Annotated in this window: 19 protein-coding genes; 5 read left to right on the top strand and 14 right to left on the bottom strand. The window is 40.0% G+C overall.

The genetic code is table 11. The features are described from left to right. Positions 1-23: 23 nt before the first annotated feature. The 14 genes from ruvA to HQN86_RS16100 all read right to left on the bottom strand — a co-directional run bounded on the left by ruvA (position 24) and on the right by HQN86_RS16100 (position 14,315). The gene (ruvA, locus tag HQN86_RS16035; RefSeq protein ID WP_068888257.1) at positions 24-608 is read right to left on the bottom strand and encodes a Holliday junction branch migration protein RuvA; all 585 of its coding nucleotides are present in this window, start codon (positions 606-608) and stop codon (positions 24-26) included. A 3-nt stretch (positions 609-611) separates the two neighbouring features. Beyond that, a complete protein-coding gene (locus HQN86_RS16040) occupies positions 612-2,924 on the bottom strand; it encodes an NADP-dependent malic enzyme (protein ID WP_172661942.1) in 2,313 nt (770 codons plus the stop codon). A gap of 139 nt (positions 2,925-3,063) precedes the next feature. Then, positions 3,064-4,275, bottom strand: a complete 1,212-nt coding sequence (locus tag HQN86_RS16045; RefSeq protein ID WP_172661943.1) for a lytic transglycosylase domain-containing protein — start codon at positions 4,273-4,275, stop codon at positions 3,064-3,066. A gap of 43 nt (positions 4,276-4,318) precedes the next feature. Continuing rightward, positions 4,319-5,749, bottom strand: a complete 1,431-nt coding sequence (gene gatA, locus HQN86_RS16050; RefSeq protein WP_172662415.1) for an Asp-tRNA(Asn)/Glu-tRNA(Gln) amidotransferase subunit GatA — start codon at positions 5,747-5,749, stop codon at positions 4,319-4,321. Positions 5,750-5,789: 40 nt separating this feature from the next. Further along, a complete protein-coding gene (locus HQN86_RS16055; RefSeq protein ID WP_048903583.1) occupies positions 5,790-5,993 on the bottom strand; it encodes a Sec-independent protein translocase subunit TatA/TatB in 204 nt (67 codons plus the stop codon). A 10-nt stretch (positions 5,994-6,003) separates the two neighbouring features. Continuing rightward, complete coding sequence (locus HQN86_RS16060; RefSeq protein WP_172661944.1) at positions 6,004-6,396, bottom strand: Sec-independent protein translocase subunit TatA/TatB; 393 nt, start codon at positions 6,394-6,396, stop codon at positions 6,004-6,006. A 58-nt stretch (positions 6,397-6,454) separates the two neighbouring features. Further along, positions 6,455-7,729 (bottom strand): murein hydrolase activator EnvC family protein, encoded by a 1,275-nt coding sequence (locus HQN86_RS16065; protein ID WP_172661945.1) that lies wholly within the window; start codon positions 7,727-7,729, stop codon positions 6,455-6,457. A gap of 20 nt (positions 7,730-7,749) precedes the next feature. Beyond that, the gene (locus HQN86_RS16070; protein WP_172661946.1) at positions 7,750-8,532 is read right to left on the bottom strand and encodes a DUF4292 domain-containing protein; all 783 of its coding nucleotides are present in this window, start codon (positions 8,530-8,532) and stop codon (positions 7,750-7,752) included. Next, positions 8,510-9,883, bottom strand: coding sequence for a tetratricopeptide repeat protein (locus HQN86_RS16075; RefSeq protein ID WP_172661947.1), 1,374 nt, complete (start codon positions 9,881-9,883; stop codon positions 8,510-8,512). Before HQN86_RS16075 ends, HQN86_RS16070 begins: the two co-directional genes overlap by 23 nt. A 6-nt stretch (positions 9,884-9,889) precedes the next feature. Continuing rightward, a complete protein-coding gene (dut, locus tag HQN86_RS16080; RefSeq protein WP_172661948.1) occupies positions 9,890-10,321 on the bottom strand; it encodes a dUTP diphosphatase in 432 nt (143 codons plus the stop codon). A gap of 2 nt (positions 10,322-10,323) precedes the next feature. Further along, on the bottom strand, positions 10,324-11,847 hold the full coding sequence (locus HQN86_RS16085) for an oligosaccharide flippase family protein (protein WP_172661949.1): 1,524 nt from the start codon (positions 11,845-11,847) through the stop codon (positions 10,324-10,326). Then, positions 11,848-12,126, bottom strand: a complete 279-nt coding sequence (locus HQN86_RS16090; protein WP_172661950.1) for an acylphosphatase — start codon at positions 12,124-12,126, stop codon at positions 11,848-11,850. Positions 12,127-12,141: 15 nt separating this feature from the next. Next, entirely contained in the window at positions 12,142-13,101 is a 960-nt protein-coding gene (locus tag HQN86_RS16095) for an NAD(P)H-dependent flavin oxidoreductase (protein WP_172661951.1), read from the bottom strand. Positions 13,102-13,136: 35 nt separating this feature from the next. Next, positions 13,137-14,315 (bottom strand): amidohydrolase family protein, encoded by a 1,179-nt coding sequence (locus HQN86_RS16100; protein WP_172661952.1) that lies wholly within the window; start codon positions 14,313-14,315, stop codon positions 13,137-13,139. Positions 14,316-14,410: 95 nt separating this feature from the next. On the opposite strand from HQN86_RS16100, the gene HQN86_RS16105 reads away from it, so the two are divergent. The 5 genes from HQN86_RS16105 (at position 14,411) to HQN86_RS16125 (ending at position 19,498) form a co-directional block, all read left to right on the top strand. Then, positions 14,411-15,100 (top strand): helix-turn-helix transcriptional regulator, encoded by a 690-nt coding sequence (locus HQN86_RS16105; RefSeq protein ID WP_172661953.1) that lies wholly within the window; start codon positions 14,411-14,413, stop codon positions 15,098-15,100. Positions 15,101-15,185: 85 nt separating this feature from the next. After that, complete coding sequence (locus HQN86_RS16110) at positions 15,186-15,683, top strand: DinB family protein (protein ID WP_172661954.1); 498 nt, start codon at positions 15,186-15,188, stop codon at positions 15,681-15,683. A gap of 154 nt (positions 15,684-15,837) precedes the next feature. Then, positions 15,838-16,884, top strand: a complete 1,047-nt coding sequence (gene rluF, locus HQN86_RS16115; RefSeq protein ID WP_172661955.1) for a 23S rRNA pseudouridine(2604) synthase RluF — start codon at positions 15,838-15,840, stop codon at positions 16,882-16,884. 85 nt (positions 16,885-16,969) lie between these two features. Then, a complete protein-coding gene (gene rlmN, locus HQN86_RS16120) occupies positions 16,970-18,019 on the top strand; it encodes a 23S rRNA (adenine(2503)-C(2))-methyltransferase RlmN (RefSeq protein WP_172661956.1) in 1,050 nt (349 codons plus the stop codon). A gap of 102 nt (positions 18,020-18,121) precedes the next feature. Next, on the top strand, positions 18,122-19,498 hold the full coding sequence (locus tag HQN86_RS16125; protein WP_172661957.1) for a hypothetical protein: 1,377 nt from the start codon (positions 18,122-18,124) through the stop codon (positions 19,496-19,498). The last annotated feature ends 7 nt before the right edge of the window (positions 19,499-19,505 follow it).

The raw sequence follows: 19,505 nt of genomic DNA on the forward strand, positions 1-19,505 counted from the left end.
TTGTTTTTCAAGAGTAAAAAAAGTTATAAATTTTTTAGGGCTAGCTTAATCATTTGTTCTACTGATAGATCCTGACCACCCACCTTCACTGCATTATCAATTGCCTTTTCAGATGCAGGTTTAGCAAACCCGAGCATCATTAAAGCCGATAAAGCTTCTTCCTTTACAGTATTGTTTAAAGGGGCCGCAATTAACGACCCCGTTCCTTCCTTCTTTAATTTATCCTGCAACTCAAGCACAAGCCTTTGTGCAGATTTCACACCTATCCCCTTAATACGTTGTATAAGCGGAAGGTCGCCGCTGATAATAGCCGACTGAATTTCATTAGGGGTAATGGATGAAAGCATCATTCTTCCTGTATTTGGTCCTATACCAGATACCGAAATCAGGTGCAGAAATAACCTTCTTTCACCTTCATCAGCAAAACCATACAAAGTATGAGCATCTTCTTTAATATGAAGCCATGTATAGATTTTACATCGCTCCGCATCAGCAAGACTGCTGTATGTGTTTAGAGATATATTAATATGGTAGCCTACGCCACCGGCTTCCACTACAATATACGCGGGGCATTTAAAGGTCAACTTACCATCAATATATGCAAACATATTTTATCTTTTTGAAATTCTTTTTAATAGACCTTTTTTCGGTTTTGCTTCTTGTTCTTTAGCCTGTACATCTAAAACTGCAATGGTTACCATGTTTACAATTTCTCTCACTGAACTGCCAAGCTGTACAATATGTACCGGTTTTTTCAGACCCAGCAAGATCGGGCCAACGGCTTCCGCTTCTCCAAGTTCCTGTAATAACTTATAAGCAATATTACCAGATTCCAGATTAGGAAAAACCAGTGTATTGGCTGGAGCGCCTATTAACCTGCTAAAAGGGAAATTGTCTTTTAACATCTCATTATTAATGGCAAAGTTCCCCTGCATCTCACCGTCCACCATAATATGTGGATATTTCTCGTGTAGTATCTTTACAGCTTTCCTAACCTTTTCCGGTACAATACCTTCATTAGAGCCAAAGTTAGAGTATGAAAGTAATGCCACCCTTGGCTGTATGTTAAATTTACTTACAGATCTTTCTAAAAGCAAAGTTAAATCTACCAATTCTTCTGCAGTAGGATCAACATTAACAGTCGTATCTCCGAAAAATACAGGTCCCTTTTTGGTCATCATCATGTACATGCCTGCAACACGGTTTACACCCTCTTCTGTACCAATAACCTGCAAAGCTGGCTTAATTGTCGACACATAATTCTTAGTCAAACCAGAAATCATTGCATCAGCTTCTCCAAACTCAACCATAGAAGCACCAAAATAATTCCGGTCACGCAGAAATTTGGTAGCCTCAATTAAAGTCACCCCTCTTCTTTGTCTCTTCTCATATAATGAGTTCGCATACTTGCTCATGCGCTGCTGCTCTTCAAAAGGGTCAATTATGGTAACGCCCTCTAATTCCAGTGCATTTTCCTCAATTATTTTCTTAATGATTTCCTTGTTTCCAAGCAGAATCGGAATAGCTATATTCTCATCTTTTACAATTTGGGCAGCTTTTAATATTTTATAGTTGTCAGCTTCAGCAAATACAACGCGCTTAGGATCAGATTTAGCCTTATTTGTAATTGCACGCATAATTGCATCATCACCACCCAATCGATGTTTCAATTCCTCAGTATAAGCCTCCCAATCGGTGATCACCTTACGCGCCACACCCGAGTCAATTGCTGCTTTAGCAACTGCAGTAGATACATTCGTCATTAAACGAAGATCCATTGGTTTTGGAATAATATAATCTTTACCGAACTTAATGTTGGTTTCATTGTAAGCCATATTAACCGCCTCAGGTACTGGTTTTTTAGCCAGCTCGGCAATTGCTTTTACTGCAGCGATCTTCATGGGCTCGTTAATAGCAGTAGCCCTCACGTCAAGCGCGCCTCTAAAAATATATGGGAATCCCAAAACATTGTTCACCTGGTTAGGATAGTCAGAACGGCCGGTAGCCATAATGATATCCTTACGGGAATTGAGTGCCAGCTCATAAGCAATTTCCGGGTCTGGATTTGCCATAGCAAACACGATAGGATTTTTTGACATTGATTTCAGCATATCTTCTGTTACACAATTAGCAGATGATAAGCCAATGAACACATCACTATCCTTCATTGCCTCCGCCAGTGTATCTAAATTTCTGGAAGTTGCAAATTCAGCTTTGATTGCATCAAGGTTCTCACGTGTATCACGGATCACACCAGAGCGGTCACACATCACAATATTCTCTTTTTTAGCACCTAAAGAAACATATAAGCGTGAGCAGGAAATGGCAGCAGCACCTGCCCCATTCACTACTATCTTAACCTTATCCATTTTCTTTTTTTGCAGCTCGCAGGCATTTAGCAATGCCGCCGCCGAAATAATAGCAGTTCCATGCTGATCATCGTGCATAACCGGAATCTTCATTTCTTCCTTTAAACGACGCTCTATTTCGAAGCACTCAGGTGCCTTAATATCTTCTAAATTTATGCCACCAAAAGTAGGCTCAAGGGCTTTTACGATCTTAACAAAATCATCCACATTAGTAGTGTCCAGTTCTAGATCAAAAACATCAATATCAGCAAATATTTTAAAAAGGAGACCCTTTCCTTCCATTACAGGTTTTCCTGCTTCCGGTCCAATATTACCTAAGCCCAATACAGCAGTACCATTACTAATCACAGCCACTAAATTCCCCTTAGCTGTATATTTATAAACGTCTTCAGTATTTTCAGCAATCTTTAAACATGGCTCTGCAACCCCAGGTGAATAGGCAAGCGCCAGGTCTCTTTGAGAGTTTGTTGGTTTTGTTGGGATAACCTGAATTTTCCCAGGGCGCCCCTGCGAATGGTAATCTAAAGCATCCTGCTTCCTGTTTATTTTAGTCATAAAATTGTCAATTGTAAAGGGTCAAAGTTACAATTCTTTTATTAGGGCTTAAAATAAAAAAAAGGCAATTAAATTACGGATTTCGCGTGTTTAAATGCAATTATGAACAAAATGAACAGGAAAATAAACAAACTGAACGCTAGCTTTTCAGTCGACGGGGGGTGTCATCATCGGTATGTGCACTATACACTTTTATTTTCTGTCCCGGAACAATCGTTAAACTTCTTAATTTATTCCAGACTTTAAGATCCTGAACTTCAACATGATATTTATTGGCAATCTCTCCCAAATTTTGTCCGGGTTTAACTTTATGATAGAAAAAGACCGGTGTTGATTTCGCATTCCTTACCGGTCGACGCTCTTCATTTGAAGCCAGTACCACTTTCATGTTGGTTTCTGTCTCAGGGTTCAGCACCTCGTAGATTCTGGCAAAGTTAGCCAGGCTCACTTTTGGAACAATCACACGCTTCGGCATCGATTCTGTTCCGTTAACGATCTTCTTCTTGTAAGAAGGATTTAACGTGCAAAGCTCCTCTTCATCCATATTCAAAGCGCTAGCTAAAGTAGGGATAGAAATAAAACGATTAACCTGAATAGTATCTGTAATCTTGATATAAGATGGTCGCTGTGAACTAATATGGTGTTTATCTGAACACTTCATTACATACACAGCAGCAATAAACGCAGGCACATAATTTCTTGTTTCGGTTGGCAAAAATCTTCTAAGCTCCCAGAAATCAGTGGAGTTGGCTTTCTGCATGGCCCGCTTCACATTTCCCATTCCACAATTATAAGCGGCAATTGCCAGAAGCCAGTCCCCCAACTCTTCATAGGCATCTCTGAAATAGGCTGCCGCAGCATAACTTGCCTGTATAGGATCCTTTCGGTCGTCAACAAAATTATCCATATTTAAGCCATACTCTCTGGCAGTACCAAACATAAATTGCCATAATCCGGTAGCACCAACTCGTGAAACTGCATGTGGGTTCATAGATGATTCTATGATCGGCAGGTATTTGATCTCCTCCGGGATGTTAAGGCTTTTAAGTGCTCTTTCAAAAATCGGAAAATAGTAGTCAGACATGCCCAGCATTCTGCCCATCATTTCCTTCCTTCCGCTATAGATGTCTATGTACTTCTGTACGTATTCATTGTAAGTAAGCGGAACAGTCTTCTCAATAGAATCTAATCTGTTCTTGTAGTTGTAATTATAGTTATTAAACAGGGGCGTTTCATCAACCTCAGGTACTGAAGCTGTGTCATTCAAAATTAAGCCATGTTGTTGGGCTGATGCTGAAAAGCTAATTAATGCTAAAATGCAATAGGATACGAAGTGTACTTTTATTTTCATAGGCATTTCATTCTGCTTCCAAGGCTTTTCTAAAAAAACCTCCTTAGTTTAAACTATCATTTAAAAATGTTTGGGACAAGGAAAGTAGTTCTTCCTCCCTAAAATGTTTGGTCATCAATTGAATACTTAACGGCAAACCATCATCATTATTGCCCAAAGGTATTGCTACCGCCGGAATCCCGGTTAAAGAGGCCAATACAGTAAATATATCTGCCATGTACATCACCAATGGGTCATCTATATTATCACCAATTTTAAAAGCTGGTGTTGGCGTTACAGGAGTTAAAATCACATCAAACTCCTTAAGCATCTCTTCCATTTTCTCCCTGATCAACCTTCTTACCTGCTGTGCTTTTTGATAATATGCATCATAATATCCGGCACTTAAAACAAAGGTTCCCAACAATATCCTTCTTTTCACCTCTTCCCCAAAACCCTCTGCTCTTGATTTTTTATAGAGTTCATTTAAACTCCCGGCTTCCAGGTTACGGTGACCATAATGCACGCCATCATACCGGGATAAATTAGATGAAGCCTCCGCCGTAGTAAGCACATAATAGGCCGGCACCAGATAGTCCAGCAAATCGAACGACACATAATCTACCGTATGCCCCTGAGCTTTAAATCGCTCAATGGCTTTCAATATCGAATCCTTAATTGCAGGATCCAGTGCTTCGCTTTCCAGGGTTTCCCTGATCACTGCAATTTTCTTTTTGGTCCCATTGCCCAGGGCTGCAGCATAAGCAGGTACTTCTTTTTTAGAAACGGTGCTATCATAATCGTCAGCTCCGGCCAAAACCTCTAACAATACTGCCGCATCACTAACTGAAGATGTAATGGTACCTACCTGATCAAATGATGAAGCATAAGCAATTACACCATATCTCGATATACGGCCGTAAGTTGGCTTAAAACCAATACATCCGCAAAAAGCAGCTGGCTGTCTAACAGAGCCTCCGGTATCAGTGCCTAAGGCCGACAGGCACAAATCTGCCTGAACTGCAACTGCCGATCCTCCTGATGATCCTCCCGAAACCCTTTCAGTATCTGCAGCATTACTTACCGGACCATAATAAGAGGTTTCATTAGACCCGCCCATAGCAAATTCATCACAATTTAACCTGCCAATAATAACAGCATCTTCACTGATCAGTCTTTCCACAACGGTAGCAGAGTAGGGAGATACAAAACCTTCAAGCATCCTGGAAGAAGCAGTAACCATATGGTCTTTATAAGATATATTATCTTTTATACCAATTACCATCCCCGCAAGCTTACCCGCAGTTCCATTATCGATTTTTTTCTGTACAAGCTTCGCCTGCTCAGAAGCCGAATAAAAAAACACCTCATTGAATGCATTGAGGTGTTGATGAGCTTCTATTTGCTTAAAATAATAATCTAACAACTCAGGTAAGCTGAGCTTTTTTTGACCAATAAGAGTTTGTATCTCTGTTAAGGAGCTATACTTCTTCAAATTCAAGAATACATTAAGATTAAAAATTAGGTTCTAAAACCTATAACGGTTTGTTGGTGCGGTTTCTTTCAACCGGTTCATTATCATCAACTCCGTCTTTACCATCTTTAAATTCTTTAATGCCTTTTCCCAGACCTTTCATTAGTTCCGGGATCTTTCTACCTCCAAAAAGCAAAAGTACTATTACAAGAATAACGGCTATTTCCATGCCACCTAACGCGGCTGATATCGTTGTGTTTAACATGATATTTTAGTTAAAGTTTAGTTTTATCTGTTTCTATTTTTGTGTTCTCTGTATCGTTATTCGCAGCAACAAGGTCCTGCTTTTCAAAATCCGATGAACCCCTGCTCTCCTCTACAGCCTGTGCTTGTGGCTCCGGAGTAGTTTCAGAAGGATGATGACGATTGGCATTGGTGTCATTAATAACCGATTCGATATCATCAACAATACCTACGGAATTTATGTTACGATGGATTTCTCTTTTAACCCCTTCTGAGGCATCTTTAAAATCTCTGATTCCTTTCCCCAAACCTCTTGCTAGTTCCGGTAATTTTTTACCTCCAAATAACAAAAGTACCACCGCCAGGATGAGCATAATCTCGCCGCCACCCATGTTCAGGAATTCTATTAACGTCCCTCTATACATTTTCTTACTGATTTATAATTAATTAATACAAATATAAACATTTATAATCCACAATATCCTATTTTGCTATCCATGCTTCAGGATTCTGCGCTGCCATCCCTCTTCTGATCTGGAATTGCAGCTGAGGTGTACCTTCGGTTGTACCCACAGTACCTATTGTCTGTTTTGTAGTCACTTCCTGGTCTTTAGATACACTTACCGACTTCAGGTTCTGGTAAACCGTGAAATATTCACCATGTTTAATCAGCACAAAATACCTACCATATTGCTCCATAACCGTAGTAACCTTACCATTAAATACCGCACGTACAGCAGCTCCTTCAGCAGTTTCAATATTTACACCATCGTTGGTATAAGATGCCTGCCCTTCCATATGTCTTCCAAAACGTTCCGTAATTGAACCGGTAGCAACAGGCCATGGCAGTGAGCCACGGTTACTTTCAAATTGTGATGATAGCCTTGCAGCTTCCGGTGTTGCCGTCAGATATCCGCTGTTTGTTTTTGCTTTTGGCGCAGCGGCAGTTGGAGCAGGTTTATTTTCTGCTTTTGCCTTGGCGGCGGCAGCTCTTTCAGCGGCCAAACGCGCCTCTTCTGCCTCTCTTCTTGCTTTCTCTATCTCCCTTGCAATTGCTGCGCGGATATTTCTATCCAGCTGGGCAGATATTTTTTTCCGGGTTGCGATGTCTTGTCTATACTGCTTCTCTTCCCTGCTAAACTTATTCAGTACCTGAGATTGTTCACTTTTATTCTTGCCAAGCTTATTTTTCTCCTGCTCCTGTTCATGCAAAAGATTGCTCTTCTCCTTAAGGTTTCTATCTAAAATCACGATCTTATAATTAAGATCCTTCTGCTTACCCTGTATATAGTCGGCCTGTTTTTTACGGTACTGGCCAAACTGCTGTAAATACTTAATCCGCTTATATGCCTGATTAAAGTCACTTGCCGCAAAAATGAACATCATCTTATCATAAGAGTTCCTGTTCCTTTGCGCAAACCTGATCATACTTGCATATTCTTTTTTAAGCTGCCCGAGCTGTCCTTTTAAATTATGAACAACGTTCGTGTTTTCATGAATCTGATTGTCAAGATTTTTCATCTCCGAATTGATCACAGAGATTTTGCTTTGCATTAAGCCAATTTTGGCATTTAGTGCATTGATCTGGCTTAAAGTAAGCTTTTTGTTCTTTGCTGCTTTATTTGCATTTTTCTGCAACAAATCAATTTCGCGCTGTATGGCTTCTTTTTTTCTTTTCAACTCTGCACTACTTTGTCCGAAAACAACAGAGGCAGATAGTAAAAATAAGAGGAGTAAAAGTAATTTGTTTAGCTTCATTGCATCAAAAGTATAAAAAATCAGTTTATTACCTCATACTTATTTGGAACATTAAACGGAAATTCAAGAGCAAGATTGCTTTCAATTTTCGAAAAGTCCAAATTGATATTAATTCTTTTATCCCCGGCCATAGAGTTAATTTTCAGATTAGTGGGAAAAAGAGCGCCATTAATATTCTGATATTCCCCGTAAACAACCCGCAAAGATCTTCCGGAAGCAATATCATTTAAATTGTTTTCATTAACCTTTAACAAGGTATTAAAAATCACTCTGTAAGCCAGGCCTTCATTTACGCCACTAAGGGTCCAAACGCCGTTTTCCTGTGCTACCAGTGTCTCATCTCTAAAGAAATCTTTAACCGTATTTCCAGAGAAAATAGCTTGTAACAGCTCAAAATTAACCTGTTTATTGGTATAAGTATGTACGTAATTAAAAGGCTTCTTTAAATAAACCCCCTGTAAATTATTTCTGACCTTAATACTATCCGGAGTAATTAATGCCCTTGCCACTTCGATACCTAAAGCGGTAATACTTACCCAGATTTTTTTATTTTTCTCTATCCTGATGTTCATGTTCACATTATTTGTGTTCCCATTGATATCAAGACTAGCCTTTGCTTTAAGCGAAAGCGTACTAAAAGAAATATCCTTCGCTTTTAGCACCGTTATCGTTTCTGATCTCTTGTTGTCAGCCGGAGTTTCCACTACCTTTGGCGGCTTAACAATGGCTTTCTTGGTTTTACAAGCCATTCCCACCGAAACAAGAGCAACAAACAGCAAGCTATTGAATATATTTCTTCTCATTAATCTTCTTATTTAACTTCTCTGAATTACTTCCGGCGCTTTTGGCCTTCTTCCACTGTGCCAATCCCAAATCTTTATCACCCTTCAGAAATAAAACATCACCATAGTACTCTATATATAACGGATTTTCTGCATCCAGTTGCAATGCTGTTTTGATATTTGTTAACGCCAATGCATTTTGGTTGTCATTTTGAAGGGCCAATGCCATGTAATAATATAAAATAGCTTGATTCGGATAAACCGACAAAGCATCATCAGCAGTTTTGATTGCATCCTTATATAAACCAAGCGAAGTCTGTATATTCAACATCTGTTCCCATACTGCATAGAGCTGATCGGTCATCTTTAATACAGATTGGAACTGTGTCAATGCGCCCTGCAGATCTCCTTGCTGATAAAGTACATCACCGTATAAAGCAAAAACTTTAGGATCATCCGTATGAACCTTCGTTGCAATCATTGCCAGTTCAGCAGCAGCATCCACCCTTAACTGATCCTTCTTGCCACCCAAAAGCATCACTACAATTTTAACTTTTTGGTCAACAGGCATCATAGTGTTTCCAAAAGCCTTTTTTAGAGATATCTGTGCTTCTGTATTATTCTTTAAGGCACTATAAACATCAGCCATCGCCAGATCCACCTCAAAATTATCCGGTTCCAGTTCTTTTGCTTTCTTAAGTACTGCCAAAGCTTCAGCGTTCTGGTTTTTTTGTATCAATACCCCACTTGTATATAGCAAGCCCTTAACATCCTTTACATTTTCAGCTAGGATCTTCTCAACTTCTTTCTTATCAAGCCCGTCATCTTTCCCCATACTCGCGCGCTGCCTGGCTTCGGTTAAAGCATCTGAAGGTCCGAACTTCTTTTCCAGTACATCATACCCTTTCAAAGCGGCGTCTTCTTTACCCGCTAGAAGCAAAGCATTGGATTTATCAAAGTAATAAGAGTCTTCATCAGGAGAAAGCGCAATTAACTTATCAAAAACGCCAACCAGATTATCCATATCTCCTTTTCGCTTATAAAGCTCTGCCAATAATTTCCAGAACCAAATGTTATTAGGACTCAGCGCAGTAGCCTTTTTAATGGCCATTTCTGATTCCATCAGTTTATTTTGTCTGAAATTCAACGTAGCAATCTCAAAATAAGCAGCAGAATTGTCAGGATCGATCTTCAACAACTTATCAAAGTTCTCAGCTGCCTTCGGATAATTTTCATTTAGCTTTTCCTTTAAACCTGCAAAGAAGAGTGTTTTTATAGCCATGCTGTCCGTTGCAGAAACCACAGGTTCCTGGGCAAACACCGATGTGCTGCCAGTAAGCAATATCATTAAAAACCACTTACCTCTTCTCATAACAAATTATTTGCCTGTATGCCCGTAACCACCAGCTCCACGCGTTGTATCGCTCAACTCGCCTACCGATTTCCAGCTTACCTTTTCATGTTTTGCAATAACCATTTGGGCTATTCTATCACCATCATTCACCACAAAATCTGTATCAGACAGATTAACCAACAACACTTTCAGTTCACCGCGATAATCTGCGTCAATAGTACCCGGCGAATTCACAATACTGATTCCATGTTTATAAGCGAGGCCACTACGTGGGCGTATCTGCGCTTCATAACCTACAGGAAGTTCAATATGTAAACCTGTTGGAATCAAAATACGTTGTAAAGGTTTAATCGTAATATCAGTTTCTATAAAAGCGCGAATATCCATACCTGCAGCATGTTCAGTTTCATATTGAGGCAATGGATGTCCGGAATTGTTTATAATGTTTATGTTCATTTTTAGTTCTTTTTTAATAGCGCCATCAGTTCTTTTTTCTCCGCATAAAATGCAGCCAAAGCAAACAATATCAGCAACCCATTACCGATAAACATGTTCCTGTTAAACACACTAAATGAGATAAAAACGATTACTATGGCGGCAACAATATAAGCTAAATTCTTTTTTATTTGATAAGGAATGGGATAATTACGCTGTCCCCATAGATAGGACATTACCATCATACCTGCATAAGCGACAAATGAAATCCAGGCTGATGCCATATAGCTATATTTTGGAATAAAGATCCAGTTCAATACGATAGTCAGCACCGCACCGATACCTGATATGTACAAACCATATTTGGTCTGGTCAGACAATTTGTACCAAACCGACAAGTTCATATAAATACCCAAACTAAGGTAACCAAATACCAATGGGGGGACTACTCCCAGTCCAGACCAATAGATGTTTTGAACCACATGATTGTTAACTACGCGAGTTTCCGGCCCTACAATTATCGTAGCCAGAATATTTACGTTGGCCACCAGTGCCACTGCTATAATCACCACCGTAATTACAAAATAATTCATAATCCGCGCGTAGGTCTCTTTAGCATTTTTATTTTTTGAATGATTGAAAAAGAAGGGCTCTGCTCCCAACCTAAAGGCCTGTACAAATATGCTCAGGAATAATGCAATTTTTGCACATAAACCGTAGATGCCCACTTCCTGATCACTGATGCTGGCAGGCAGCATATGCTTAAGCATGGCCTTATCTAGTGCTTCGTTAATGATAAAGGAAATGTTGGCGATCAGTACTGGCCAGCTGTATACAAACATTTCTCTAAACATGCCCAGGTCAAACTTCAGCTTGAGCTGCAAAATCTCTGGTAATAGTAAAAATATGGTACACACGCTCGCAATCACGTTCGATAAAAATACATAACCTACCCATTTGGGTCTGTACCAACTTGCCATCCATTCCCCCCCAGGCAGCTTGTGGCTAATGATCATCGGAATGAGAAATAGGAAGAACACATTAAAGAACACAACGATAAAAATATTCAAACACTTTATTGTTCCAAACCTTATCGGCCTACCTTCGGCACGAATCTTCGCAAAAGGAATTACACAAAAGGCATCCGTTATCAGGATCGTCAGGAAACACTTTACATAGAAAGCATAATCTGCATGATCTTTAACATCTCCAGTCTGCATAAAATCGATAATGCTGTTTAAAAAAAGTAAGGAGAACAACAAAAATACAATAGAGATGGCGATCACTGCCCCAAAAGCATTGTTATAAACCAATTGCCTGTTATCATTCTTTTTCTGCAGATACCTGAAAAAGGTAGTCTCCATCCCAAAAGCCAGTATTGGATTAATAATAGCAGCATATCCATACATGGCCGTAAAAATGCCATTGCCACCAACCGGCAATGCTCTCGCGTAAATGGGCGTTAATGCAAAGGCAATCATCCTGGAAAGGATTGTACTGAGGCCATAAATAGCCGTATCACCAGCAAACTTCTTTAATACCGACATCTACTTCTTAATGATTTCAAAATTCTGATAGTTTTTCACCTCACCGGGTGTAACCGCTACATTTTCAATTTTGGCTCGGTCTGGCCCCTCATTGCACCATTCTACAAAAACTTCAAGTAAAGTATCATCACCCTCTGCTTCCAGATATAATGAACCATCTTTTTCATTCCTTACCATACCCCTAATGCCCATCTGATCAGCAACAGCCTTAGTGGTAGCTCTGAAAGATACCCCTTGCACCTTTCCTGTTATTTTAATATCTATATGTTTCGTTTCCATGTAAACTTTAAACCTTTAACGGTAATCGCTAAATTCTAATGCGCTTAACCTATTTTTTTCTTCTAAAAATTCTGACCAAATACTGTGTAGTATAACTGCTGCCGGCTTAATATCTTGTAGCATGGCCGATACCTGGCCTATTTCCAACTCGCCCTCATCCATATTTCCTTCAAACATACCCAGTTTAGCGCGTGCCTTTCCCAGAAGATGCTTCAATGCCTCAACACTTGCACCTTCCGACTCTGCTTTGGCTACTGCGTCTGCAAATTCATTTTTCAATAACCGTACAGGGACCAGTTTTTTCAGCGTCAGCTTAGTATCTCCCTCCATTGCCTCTACTATCCTATGTTTAAAACTGGGATGAGCTGAAGACTCCTCGGCAACAGCAAATGCCGATCCTATTTGCACCCCTTCGGCACCCAATGCAAAAGCCGCAAGCATTGCACTGCCACTTCCAATCCCCCCGGCAGCAATCACCGGAACTTTAACCACAGCTTTAACCATGGGTACTAAACACATTGTCGTCGTTTCTTCTCTTCCATTATGCCCACCTGCTTCAAACCCTTCGGCCACAATGGCATCTACTCCGCAAGCCTCTGCTTTTAATGCAAATTTTGTATTGGCAATAACATGCGCCACCGTAATTCCCTTTTCTTTTAAAAACCCCGTCCAGCTGGCAGGATTTCCTGCCGATGTAAATACCACTTTTACCTGTTCAGCAACGATAATATCCATTACCTCCTGCACATTAGGGTAAAGTAACGGAACGTTTACCGCAAATGGCTTTGACGTCGCCTTTTTACACTTTTGGATATGCTCCAGCAACACCTCAGGATACATAGACCCGGCGCCAATAATGCCCAACCCGCCTGCATTAGACACTGCAGAAGCCAACCTCCATCCACTACACCAAACCATGCCGGCCTGGATAATTGGATATTGAATACCAAAAAGAGATGCAATTCTATTCTTCATCAAATGCAAAGAAAAGACATTTATCTAAATAAAACTTAAAACAATCTTTCTACTCTTGATCCCAGCATTATTATCCCGCTTATCTCTTCAAAATCAACAAGGTTTATGCCCGGCCTTTTTCCCGGCTCCAGACTACCGTAACGCTGTTCAACCCCTAAAAACTCAGCCCCGTTAATGGTGCCCCATTTTAAAAGATCATCAAAGTCAATTCCAAAATTGATTTGCAGGGTCTGCATCTCTGCAAATATGCTCAGCCTGTTGTTACTGGCTAAACTATCTGTGCCCAGCGTAATTTTAACCCCGGCAGTCCTCAGGATATCTACATCCGGGAGTCTGTTTTCTATATATAAATTCGCATTCGGGCAAAGGCACCAATATAAATTAGGATGATATGCTTCTGCAAATTCAACATCTGCTTTTGAGGTAAAAGTATTATGTACCAACAGTGTTTTCTGTTTACCAGATAACAGTGGTAAAAATGTTTGTAAAGATGTTTTACCAGAGGCTTCATAAAAGTCAATATCCAGACCCAAAACTTTATACAATTCCAAAAATCCCCCTTCTTTGCGCTCAAAAAATAGGTTTTCATCTTCCGTTTCCTGATTATGAATACTGAGCAGCTCACTACTGGTTTCACCATTACTACGCAGCTCTTTAAATAACTCAGCCGAAACTGAATATGGGGCATGCGGAACAATTGAGACCTTAAGGGGATCAAACTTCTCCTTAAATTCAAGCGCACGATTTATAGATTCTTTTGCCGTTAAGGGATTAAAACCCATAACTTCCAGGAAAGTATGGTAATAAATAGGGCTTCCAAGCTTGGTTCCCCTTGAAATGATCTGATTCGAAATATCACCAACAGCAACTATTCCATTCTCAAACATTTCCCTGTCCGCTCTCAGCATGGCCAGATCCAGCGCATCTTCATCAGATGTCCTCAATTTCATTATGGCTTGGACAAAACCCAATAACCCGGTACGTGTTTCTATCTGGCCTTTTAGATGCGACAATTCCAAATGGCAATGTGTATTCACAAATCCCGGCACCAATAAGCCCTCATAATGGGTTATGTCCTTTATTTTCTCTTTTCCGGCTTCCTCAGGCGTTAAAACACTGGTTATTGTACCATCAATTTCAACTCCTATCACCCCATTTTTTATTGGGGGGCTAACCACAGGAAATACGTAAGACGCAGATATATAAGAAATCATAACTACAAAGAACGGATAATAAGCGCAGAAATCTATAAATTAGTACCCGCTAAAGCTATTTTATATCAATTTGCAAAACATCAACAAGCCTATAAATGAATCGGATAGACAGACTTTTTGGAATACTTGTCCTACTTCAGACAAAAAAATATGTTACAGCCGACAAAATTTCGGATCAATTTGAGATCAGCATCCGTACCGTTTATCGCGACATTAAAGCACTTACTGAACAGGGAATTCCAATTAGCTTCGAGCAGCCAAAAGGCTACTTCATTGTCCAGGGATACTTTCTCCCACCCGTATCGTTTAATTCTGAAGAAGCCAATGCTTTATTAATTATGGAACGTCTGGTTTCCGGCTTCACCGATCAATCTATTCTTAAACATTATACCACTGCCTTAAATAAGGTCAAAGCGGTATTGCGCAGCAATCAGAAAGAGAAACTGGAACTGCTGAACAACAACATGATACTGCAACTGCCCGATTCAATAAAAAATGAATTTGAATACCTTTCGGCCTTACAAAACGCCATTTCCTCGCAGTGCATCATAGAAATTGCATATACAAACAACAAAGTGCAAACCACTAAAAGGGAGCTGGAACCAATTGGACTCATATTTTATGCATTCAGCTGGCATTTAATCGCATGGTGCCACCTCCGCTGCGAATACCGTGATTTCAAGGTATCCCGAATTGAGTCCGTAAAAAATTTAGAAATCCCATTCCGAAAAACCGAGCACATGCAATTAAGTGAGTATATGAAGCTCCTTCCAGTCAATTATTAAAATAAATTTTCTTTCTCAAAACAGACTGCCATAGGGTTGTCAGTTGCTCTCATTTACTTTGTTCTACAAAACAAAAAACAAAGTTATGAGCAGAATTAAAATGTATTTAAAGGAACTGGAACAAGAGGCTTTAACCACGCGCAAAATGTTGCAAAGAGTGCCAACTGATAAGTTTGAATGGCAGCCACATGAAAAAAGCATGACCATTAAGCGACTGGCCACTCACATTGCGGAACTGCCAACCTGGATTACAATGGCCATCAAAACCGACGAGCTTGACTTCGCCGATAACCCTTATCAACCTGCTGATGTAAATACTACTGAAGAATTACTGGCTTATTTTGAAAGTTCACTGGCCGATGGCAGATCTGAGCTTAAAGAAGAAAACGAAAGTCTTTTAGATAAGGACTGGACCTTAAGAAATGGACAACAGATTTATAGTGTTGAACCTAAAGCAGATGTAATCCGAATGAGTATTAATCAAATTATCCACCATAGGGCTCAACTAGGGGTGTTTTTAAGGCTTCTTAACATCCCAATTCCAGGAAGTTTTGGTCCCAGTGCTGATGAAATGGATTTTTAAAATGATTTGCTTTATTTTAAAATGGGGTCATTTTGTTATCAGAATGACCATGCTTTTCTTCCTAAAATAAGTTGCTTAAAAATATTTTGATAGCATATTTGGTTATAAATTGATTCCTTTGTAAAAAAGAAATCAATTTATAACTCCAATATCCATGTCTGATTCTAGCATCCGATTAAATAAATACATTAGTGAAAGCGGTTTATGCTCCCGTAGAGCGGCCGACAGATATATTGAGCAAGGCAATGTATTTATCAACAGCAAACGGGCTAAGGTTGGCGACAAGGTCATCTTTGGAGACATTGTTACGGTTAACGGACAGACTATTGAACCTAAAGAGGTCGAGAACTCTGTTCTTATTGCTTACAACAAACCTGTTGGCATTACCAGTACTACTGAGGCTGGTGTGAAAAGCAATATTGTTGACCATGTAAATCATAGTGAAAGGGTATTCCCGATCGGGCGTCTGGATAAAGACTCTCAGGGCTTAATCTTCCTTACCAATAACGGCGACCTGGTAAACAAAATACTCAGAGCAGGTAACAATCACGAAAAAGAATACATAGTTACTGTAAATAAACCTATTACTGAATCATTTTTAACCGGCATGGCCAAAGGTGTACCGGTATTGGGCGTAATGACCAAAAAATGTAAAGTAACTCAGGAAAGTCCTTTTGTATTTAAGATCATACTGATTCAAGGGCTAAACCGACAAATCAGACGGATGTGCGAGCATTTTGGTTTTGAAGTAACCAAGCTGGAACGTGTTAGGATCATGAACATCAGTATAAAAGGCATTCCTGTTGGCGAATGGCGCGAGCTCACCCCAGCAGAGCAGACTGAGATATTTAACATGGTTGCAAAATCAAGTTCCGAAAGTGCCGCTCCTAAAAGAGTAAATAAAAAACCTAAAGCCAGGGCAGAAGAAGATTTATCCGAAAATGTAACTCCAAGAAAATCTTCAGGCAAACCTGGAGGCCCTAAAAAACCTAATAGCAAGGCATCGTCAGGTACGGTAAGCAGAGCAGATCGTCACGCTGGTGGCAAAGGTAAATCAGCACCAAAATCTGCCGGAGGTTTCAAATCCGCTGCTTCAAGTACTGACTGGAACAAAAACAACGGACCAAGCAAAAGACCGGTAAGACCAACAAAAGGCAGATCCGGTGCCCCGGCTGCAAAAACCAGAAGTCCCAAACGCTAATAGTTGGTGGCTTCAGCTACCCTCCGCGTTGAAATGAATTATCAATGACGGGGAAAGAATATTTTTTAGGTAGCTTTGCAACCAAATGCTTACTACAAAGAAAACTGATATACGTTCATTAGACCTGGCGCAGCTGCAACAGCACTTTACCGCCATGAAAGAACCTTCTTACAGGGCCAAACAGGTTTACCAATGGCTTTGGGAAAAATCAGCACGCACATTTGCAGAGATGAGTAATCTTTCCAAAGAGCTTAGAATTAAGCTTGATGAAAATTATGCCATCAACGTAGTGGAGGTTAACAACTCTCAATTCAGTAATGACCATACCATCAAAAATACATTCAGGCTATATGACGGCAACATTGTAGAAGGTGTTTTAATTCCAATGGACGACCGCATGACCGCTTGTGTAAGCTCTCAGGTTGGCTGCAGCTTAACCTGTAAATTCTGTGCAACAGGCTATATGGATCGTAAACGTAACCTCAATGCTGATGAGATTTATGACCAGGTAGTATTAATTGACCAGCAGGCTAAGCAAAATTACAATGCCCCATTGACAAATATCGTTTACATGGGTATGGGTGAGCCCCTGCTTAATTATGCCAATGTATTAAAGTCGATAGAGCGGATCACCGCTCCCGATGGCTTAAATATGTCGTACAAGCGAATCACCGTGTCTACAGCAGGCATCTCTAAAATGATAAAAAAATTGGGTGATGATGGCGTTAAATTCAATCTTGCCCTGTCATTACATGCTGCCAATGATAAAAAGCGCAATGAGATTATGCCTATCAATGAGCACAATACCCTAAAAGCGCTTGAAGAAGCATTAAAATACTATTATTCCAAAACCAAAAACGCAGTAACCTACGAATACATTGTGTTTAATCACTTCAATGATGAAATTGAAGATGCCATGGAACTTGCAAAGTTCTGCAAACATGTTCCCTGCAAGGTTAACCTGATTGAATATAATCCGATTCAGTTTGCTGATTTTGTGAATGCTGAAGGCGATAAAATCGATGCGTTCTCTAATTACCTGAAAAGCCAGGGCATCACCACAAATATCCGACGCAGCCGCGGTAAAGATATTGATGCGGCTTGTGGTCAGCTCGCCGTAAAACAGCAAAATTAATCATCAGGTCCAGCCACTTAAATCCTAAAAAGGGAAAAACTAGCGAATGAACTTAATTAAACATCGCTGTCTTTGCATAATAAATTTATCTAAGTTTGTTAAATGCGTTTGTCTCATCTGTTTTTTGCGTTCCTTTTCCTGGCATTTACGGCCTGCCGTAAATCCGAAGGAATAACTACGGATGCTAAAGCAAAGCTCTCTTTTTCTACCGACACCCTCCTCTTCGATACGGTATTTACCGCTGCAGGATCTACCAATAAACGGATTAGGGTTTATAACCCAAATGTAAAAACGGTTAACATCAGTGAAATCAAACTCGGTGGTGGTGCCGGCTCTAATTTTAGCCTCATCATAAACGGACAATCTGTTAACCAGAAATCCAACCTTCAAATTGACGGTAAAGATTCTATCAGTATCTACGTAAAGGCTACCATTGATGCAAACAACCAAACAGAACCATTTATTGCGCAGGATTCCATTGTGTTCAATACAAATGGGAACCGGCAATCTGTTGCACTTATAGCTTACGGACAAAATGCCGTTTTTTTAAACAACCAAACCATCACGTCAAACACCACTTGGAATAGTGCGCTGCCTTATATCATCTACAAATCTGTAACGGTTGCCCCACAAACTACACTAACAATCCTCCCCGGCACCAAAGTGCTTTTTCATGAAAATTCAGGAATGAATATTAAAGGAAAACTGTTAGCGACCGGCACAGCCACCAATCCCGTTTTATTTTCGGGAGACCGAATGGAAGGCATGTATGCCGAGGAACCCGGACAATGGAATGGTATCCATTTTTATAGCAGCAGTTCCAATTCAAAACTCCATTACACCCAGATCAAAAATGCAGTAATAGGCGTCACTGTCGATTCTCTTTCCACAAATAACATACCCAAACTAGTGCTTACCAATAGCATCATAAAGAACATGACCATTGCCGGTCTTGCAGGCTACAATGCTGAATTGGATGCATTTAACAATCTGTTTTACAATGCCGGTCAATATCTTTTGTATGGTGTTTCCGGAGGAAGATATAACCTCAAACAAAATACATTTGCCGGCTACAATACAAAGTTATCGCGCAGAACACCATGTCTGTATTTCTCTGATGCAGGGAGCGGCTATCCCTCAAAAAATTTAAAAATCCTGCTGGTCAATAATATCATTTGGGGAAGCTTAACTGAAGAGTTTCTTGTTGATAAAAAAAGCACTGCAGCTATCGAAACGGAACTGAGCAACAACGCGATTAAAACGATGCTAAAAACCTATGAGGGCAGTTTTAATCTGTTAAATATTGATCCCGGTTTTATAGATCCCATCAAATACAATTTTCTGCTTCAGAACAATAGCGCTGTATTAAATAAAGGCCGCGATTTAAGTGCCGACCCTGCTTTTAATCTTTTCTTAAACAAAGACCTTAATAACCGGCCCAGAACATTCCCTTCAGAACTCGAGGTGCTACCAGCATAATTAAAAA

It is taken from the genome of Pedobacter panaciterrae (assembly GCF_013204795.1).
Classification (GTDB): domain Bacteria; phylum Bacteroidota; class Bacteroidia; order Sphingobacteriales; family Sphingobacteriaceae; genus Pedobacter; species Pedobacter panaciterrae.

Bases quoted from the DNA above. Each gene is read 5' to 3' on its own strand.
- HQN86_RS16060 (WP_172661944.1), bottom strand. From the start codon at position 6,396: ATGTATAGAGGGACGTTAATAGAATTCCTGAACATGGGTGGCGGCGAG.
- HQN86_RS16085 (WP_172661949.1), bottom strand. From the start codon at position 11,847: ATGTCGGTATTAAAGAAGTTTGCTGGTGATACGGCTATTTATGGCCTC.
- HQN86_RS16065 (WP_172661945.1), bottom strand. From the start codon at position 7,729: ATGAAGCTAAACAAATTACTTTTACTCCTCTTATTTTTACTATCTGCC.
- HQN86_RS16045 (WP_172661943.1), bottom strand. From the start codon at position 4,275: ATGAAAATAAAAGTACACTTCGTATCCTATTGCATTTTAGCATTAATT.
- HQN86_RS16105 (WP_172661953.1), top strand. From the start codon at position 14,411: ATGAATCGGATAGACAGACTTTTTGGAATACTTGTCCTACTTCAGACA.
- rlmN (WP_172661956.1), top strand. From the start codon at position 16,970: ATGCTTACTACAAAGAAAACTGATATACGTTCATTAGACCTGGCGCAG.
- ruvA (WP_068888257.1), bottom strand. From the start codon at position 608: ATGTTTGCATATATTGATGGTAAGTTGACCTTTAAATGCCCCGCGTAT.
- HQN86_RS16110 (WP_172661954.1), top strand. From the start codon at position 15,186: ATGAGCAGAATTAAAATGTATTTAAAGGAACTGGAACAAGAGGCTTTA.
- dut (WP_172661948.1), bottom strand. From the start codon at position 10,321: ATGAACATAAACATTATAAACAATTCCGGACATCCATTGCCTCAATAT.
- rluF (WP_172661955.1), top strand. From the start codon at position 15,838: ATGTCTGATTCTAGCATCCGATTAAATAAATACATTAGTGAAAGCGGT.
- HQN86_RS16095 (WP_172661951.1), bottom strand. From the start codon at position 13,101: ATGAAGAATAGAATTGCATCTCTTTTTGGTATTCAATATCCAATTATC.
- HQN86_RS16090 (WP_172661950.1), bottom strand. From the start codon at position 12,126: ATGGAAACGAAACATATAGATATTAAAATAACAGGAAAGGTGCAAGGG.
- HQN86_RS16040 (WP_172661942.1), bottom strand. From the start codon at position 2,924: ATGACTAAAATAAACAGGAAGCAGGATGCTTTAGATTACCATTCGCAG.
- HQN86_RS16125 (WP_172661957.1), top strand. From the start codon at position 18,122: ATGCGTTTGTCTCATCTGTTTTTTGCGTTCCTTTTCCTGGCATTTACG.
- HQN86_RS16100 (WP_172661952.1), bottom strand. From the start codon at position 14,315: ATGATTTCTTATATATCTGCGTCTTACGTATTTCCTGTGGTTAGCCCC.
- HQN86_RS16070 (WP_172661946.1), bottom strand. From the start codon at position 8,532: ATGAGAAGAAATATATTCAATAGCTTGCTGTTTGTTGCTCTTGTTTCG.
- HQN86_RS16075 (WP_172661947.1), bottom strand. From the start codon at position 9,883: ATGAGAAGAGGTAAGTGGTTTTTAATGATATTGCTTACTGGCAGCACA.
- HQN86_RS16055 (WP_048903583.1), bottom strand. From the start codon at position 5,993: ATGTTAAACACAACGATATCAGCCGCGTTAGGTGGCATGGAAATAGCC.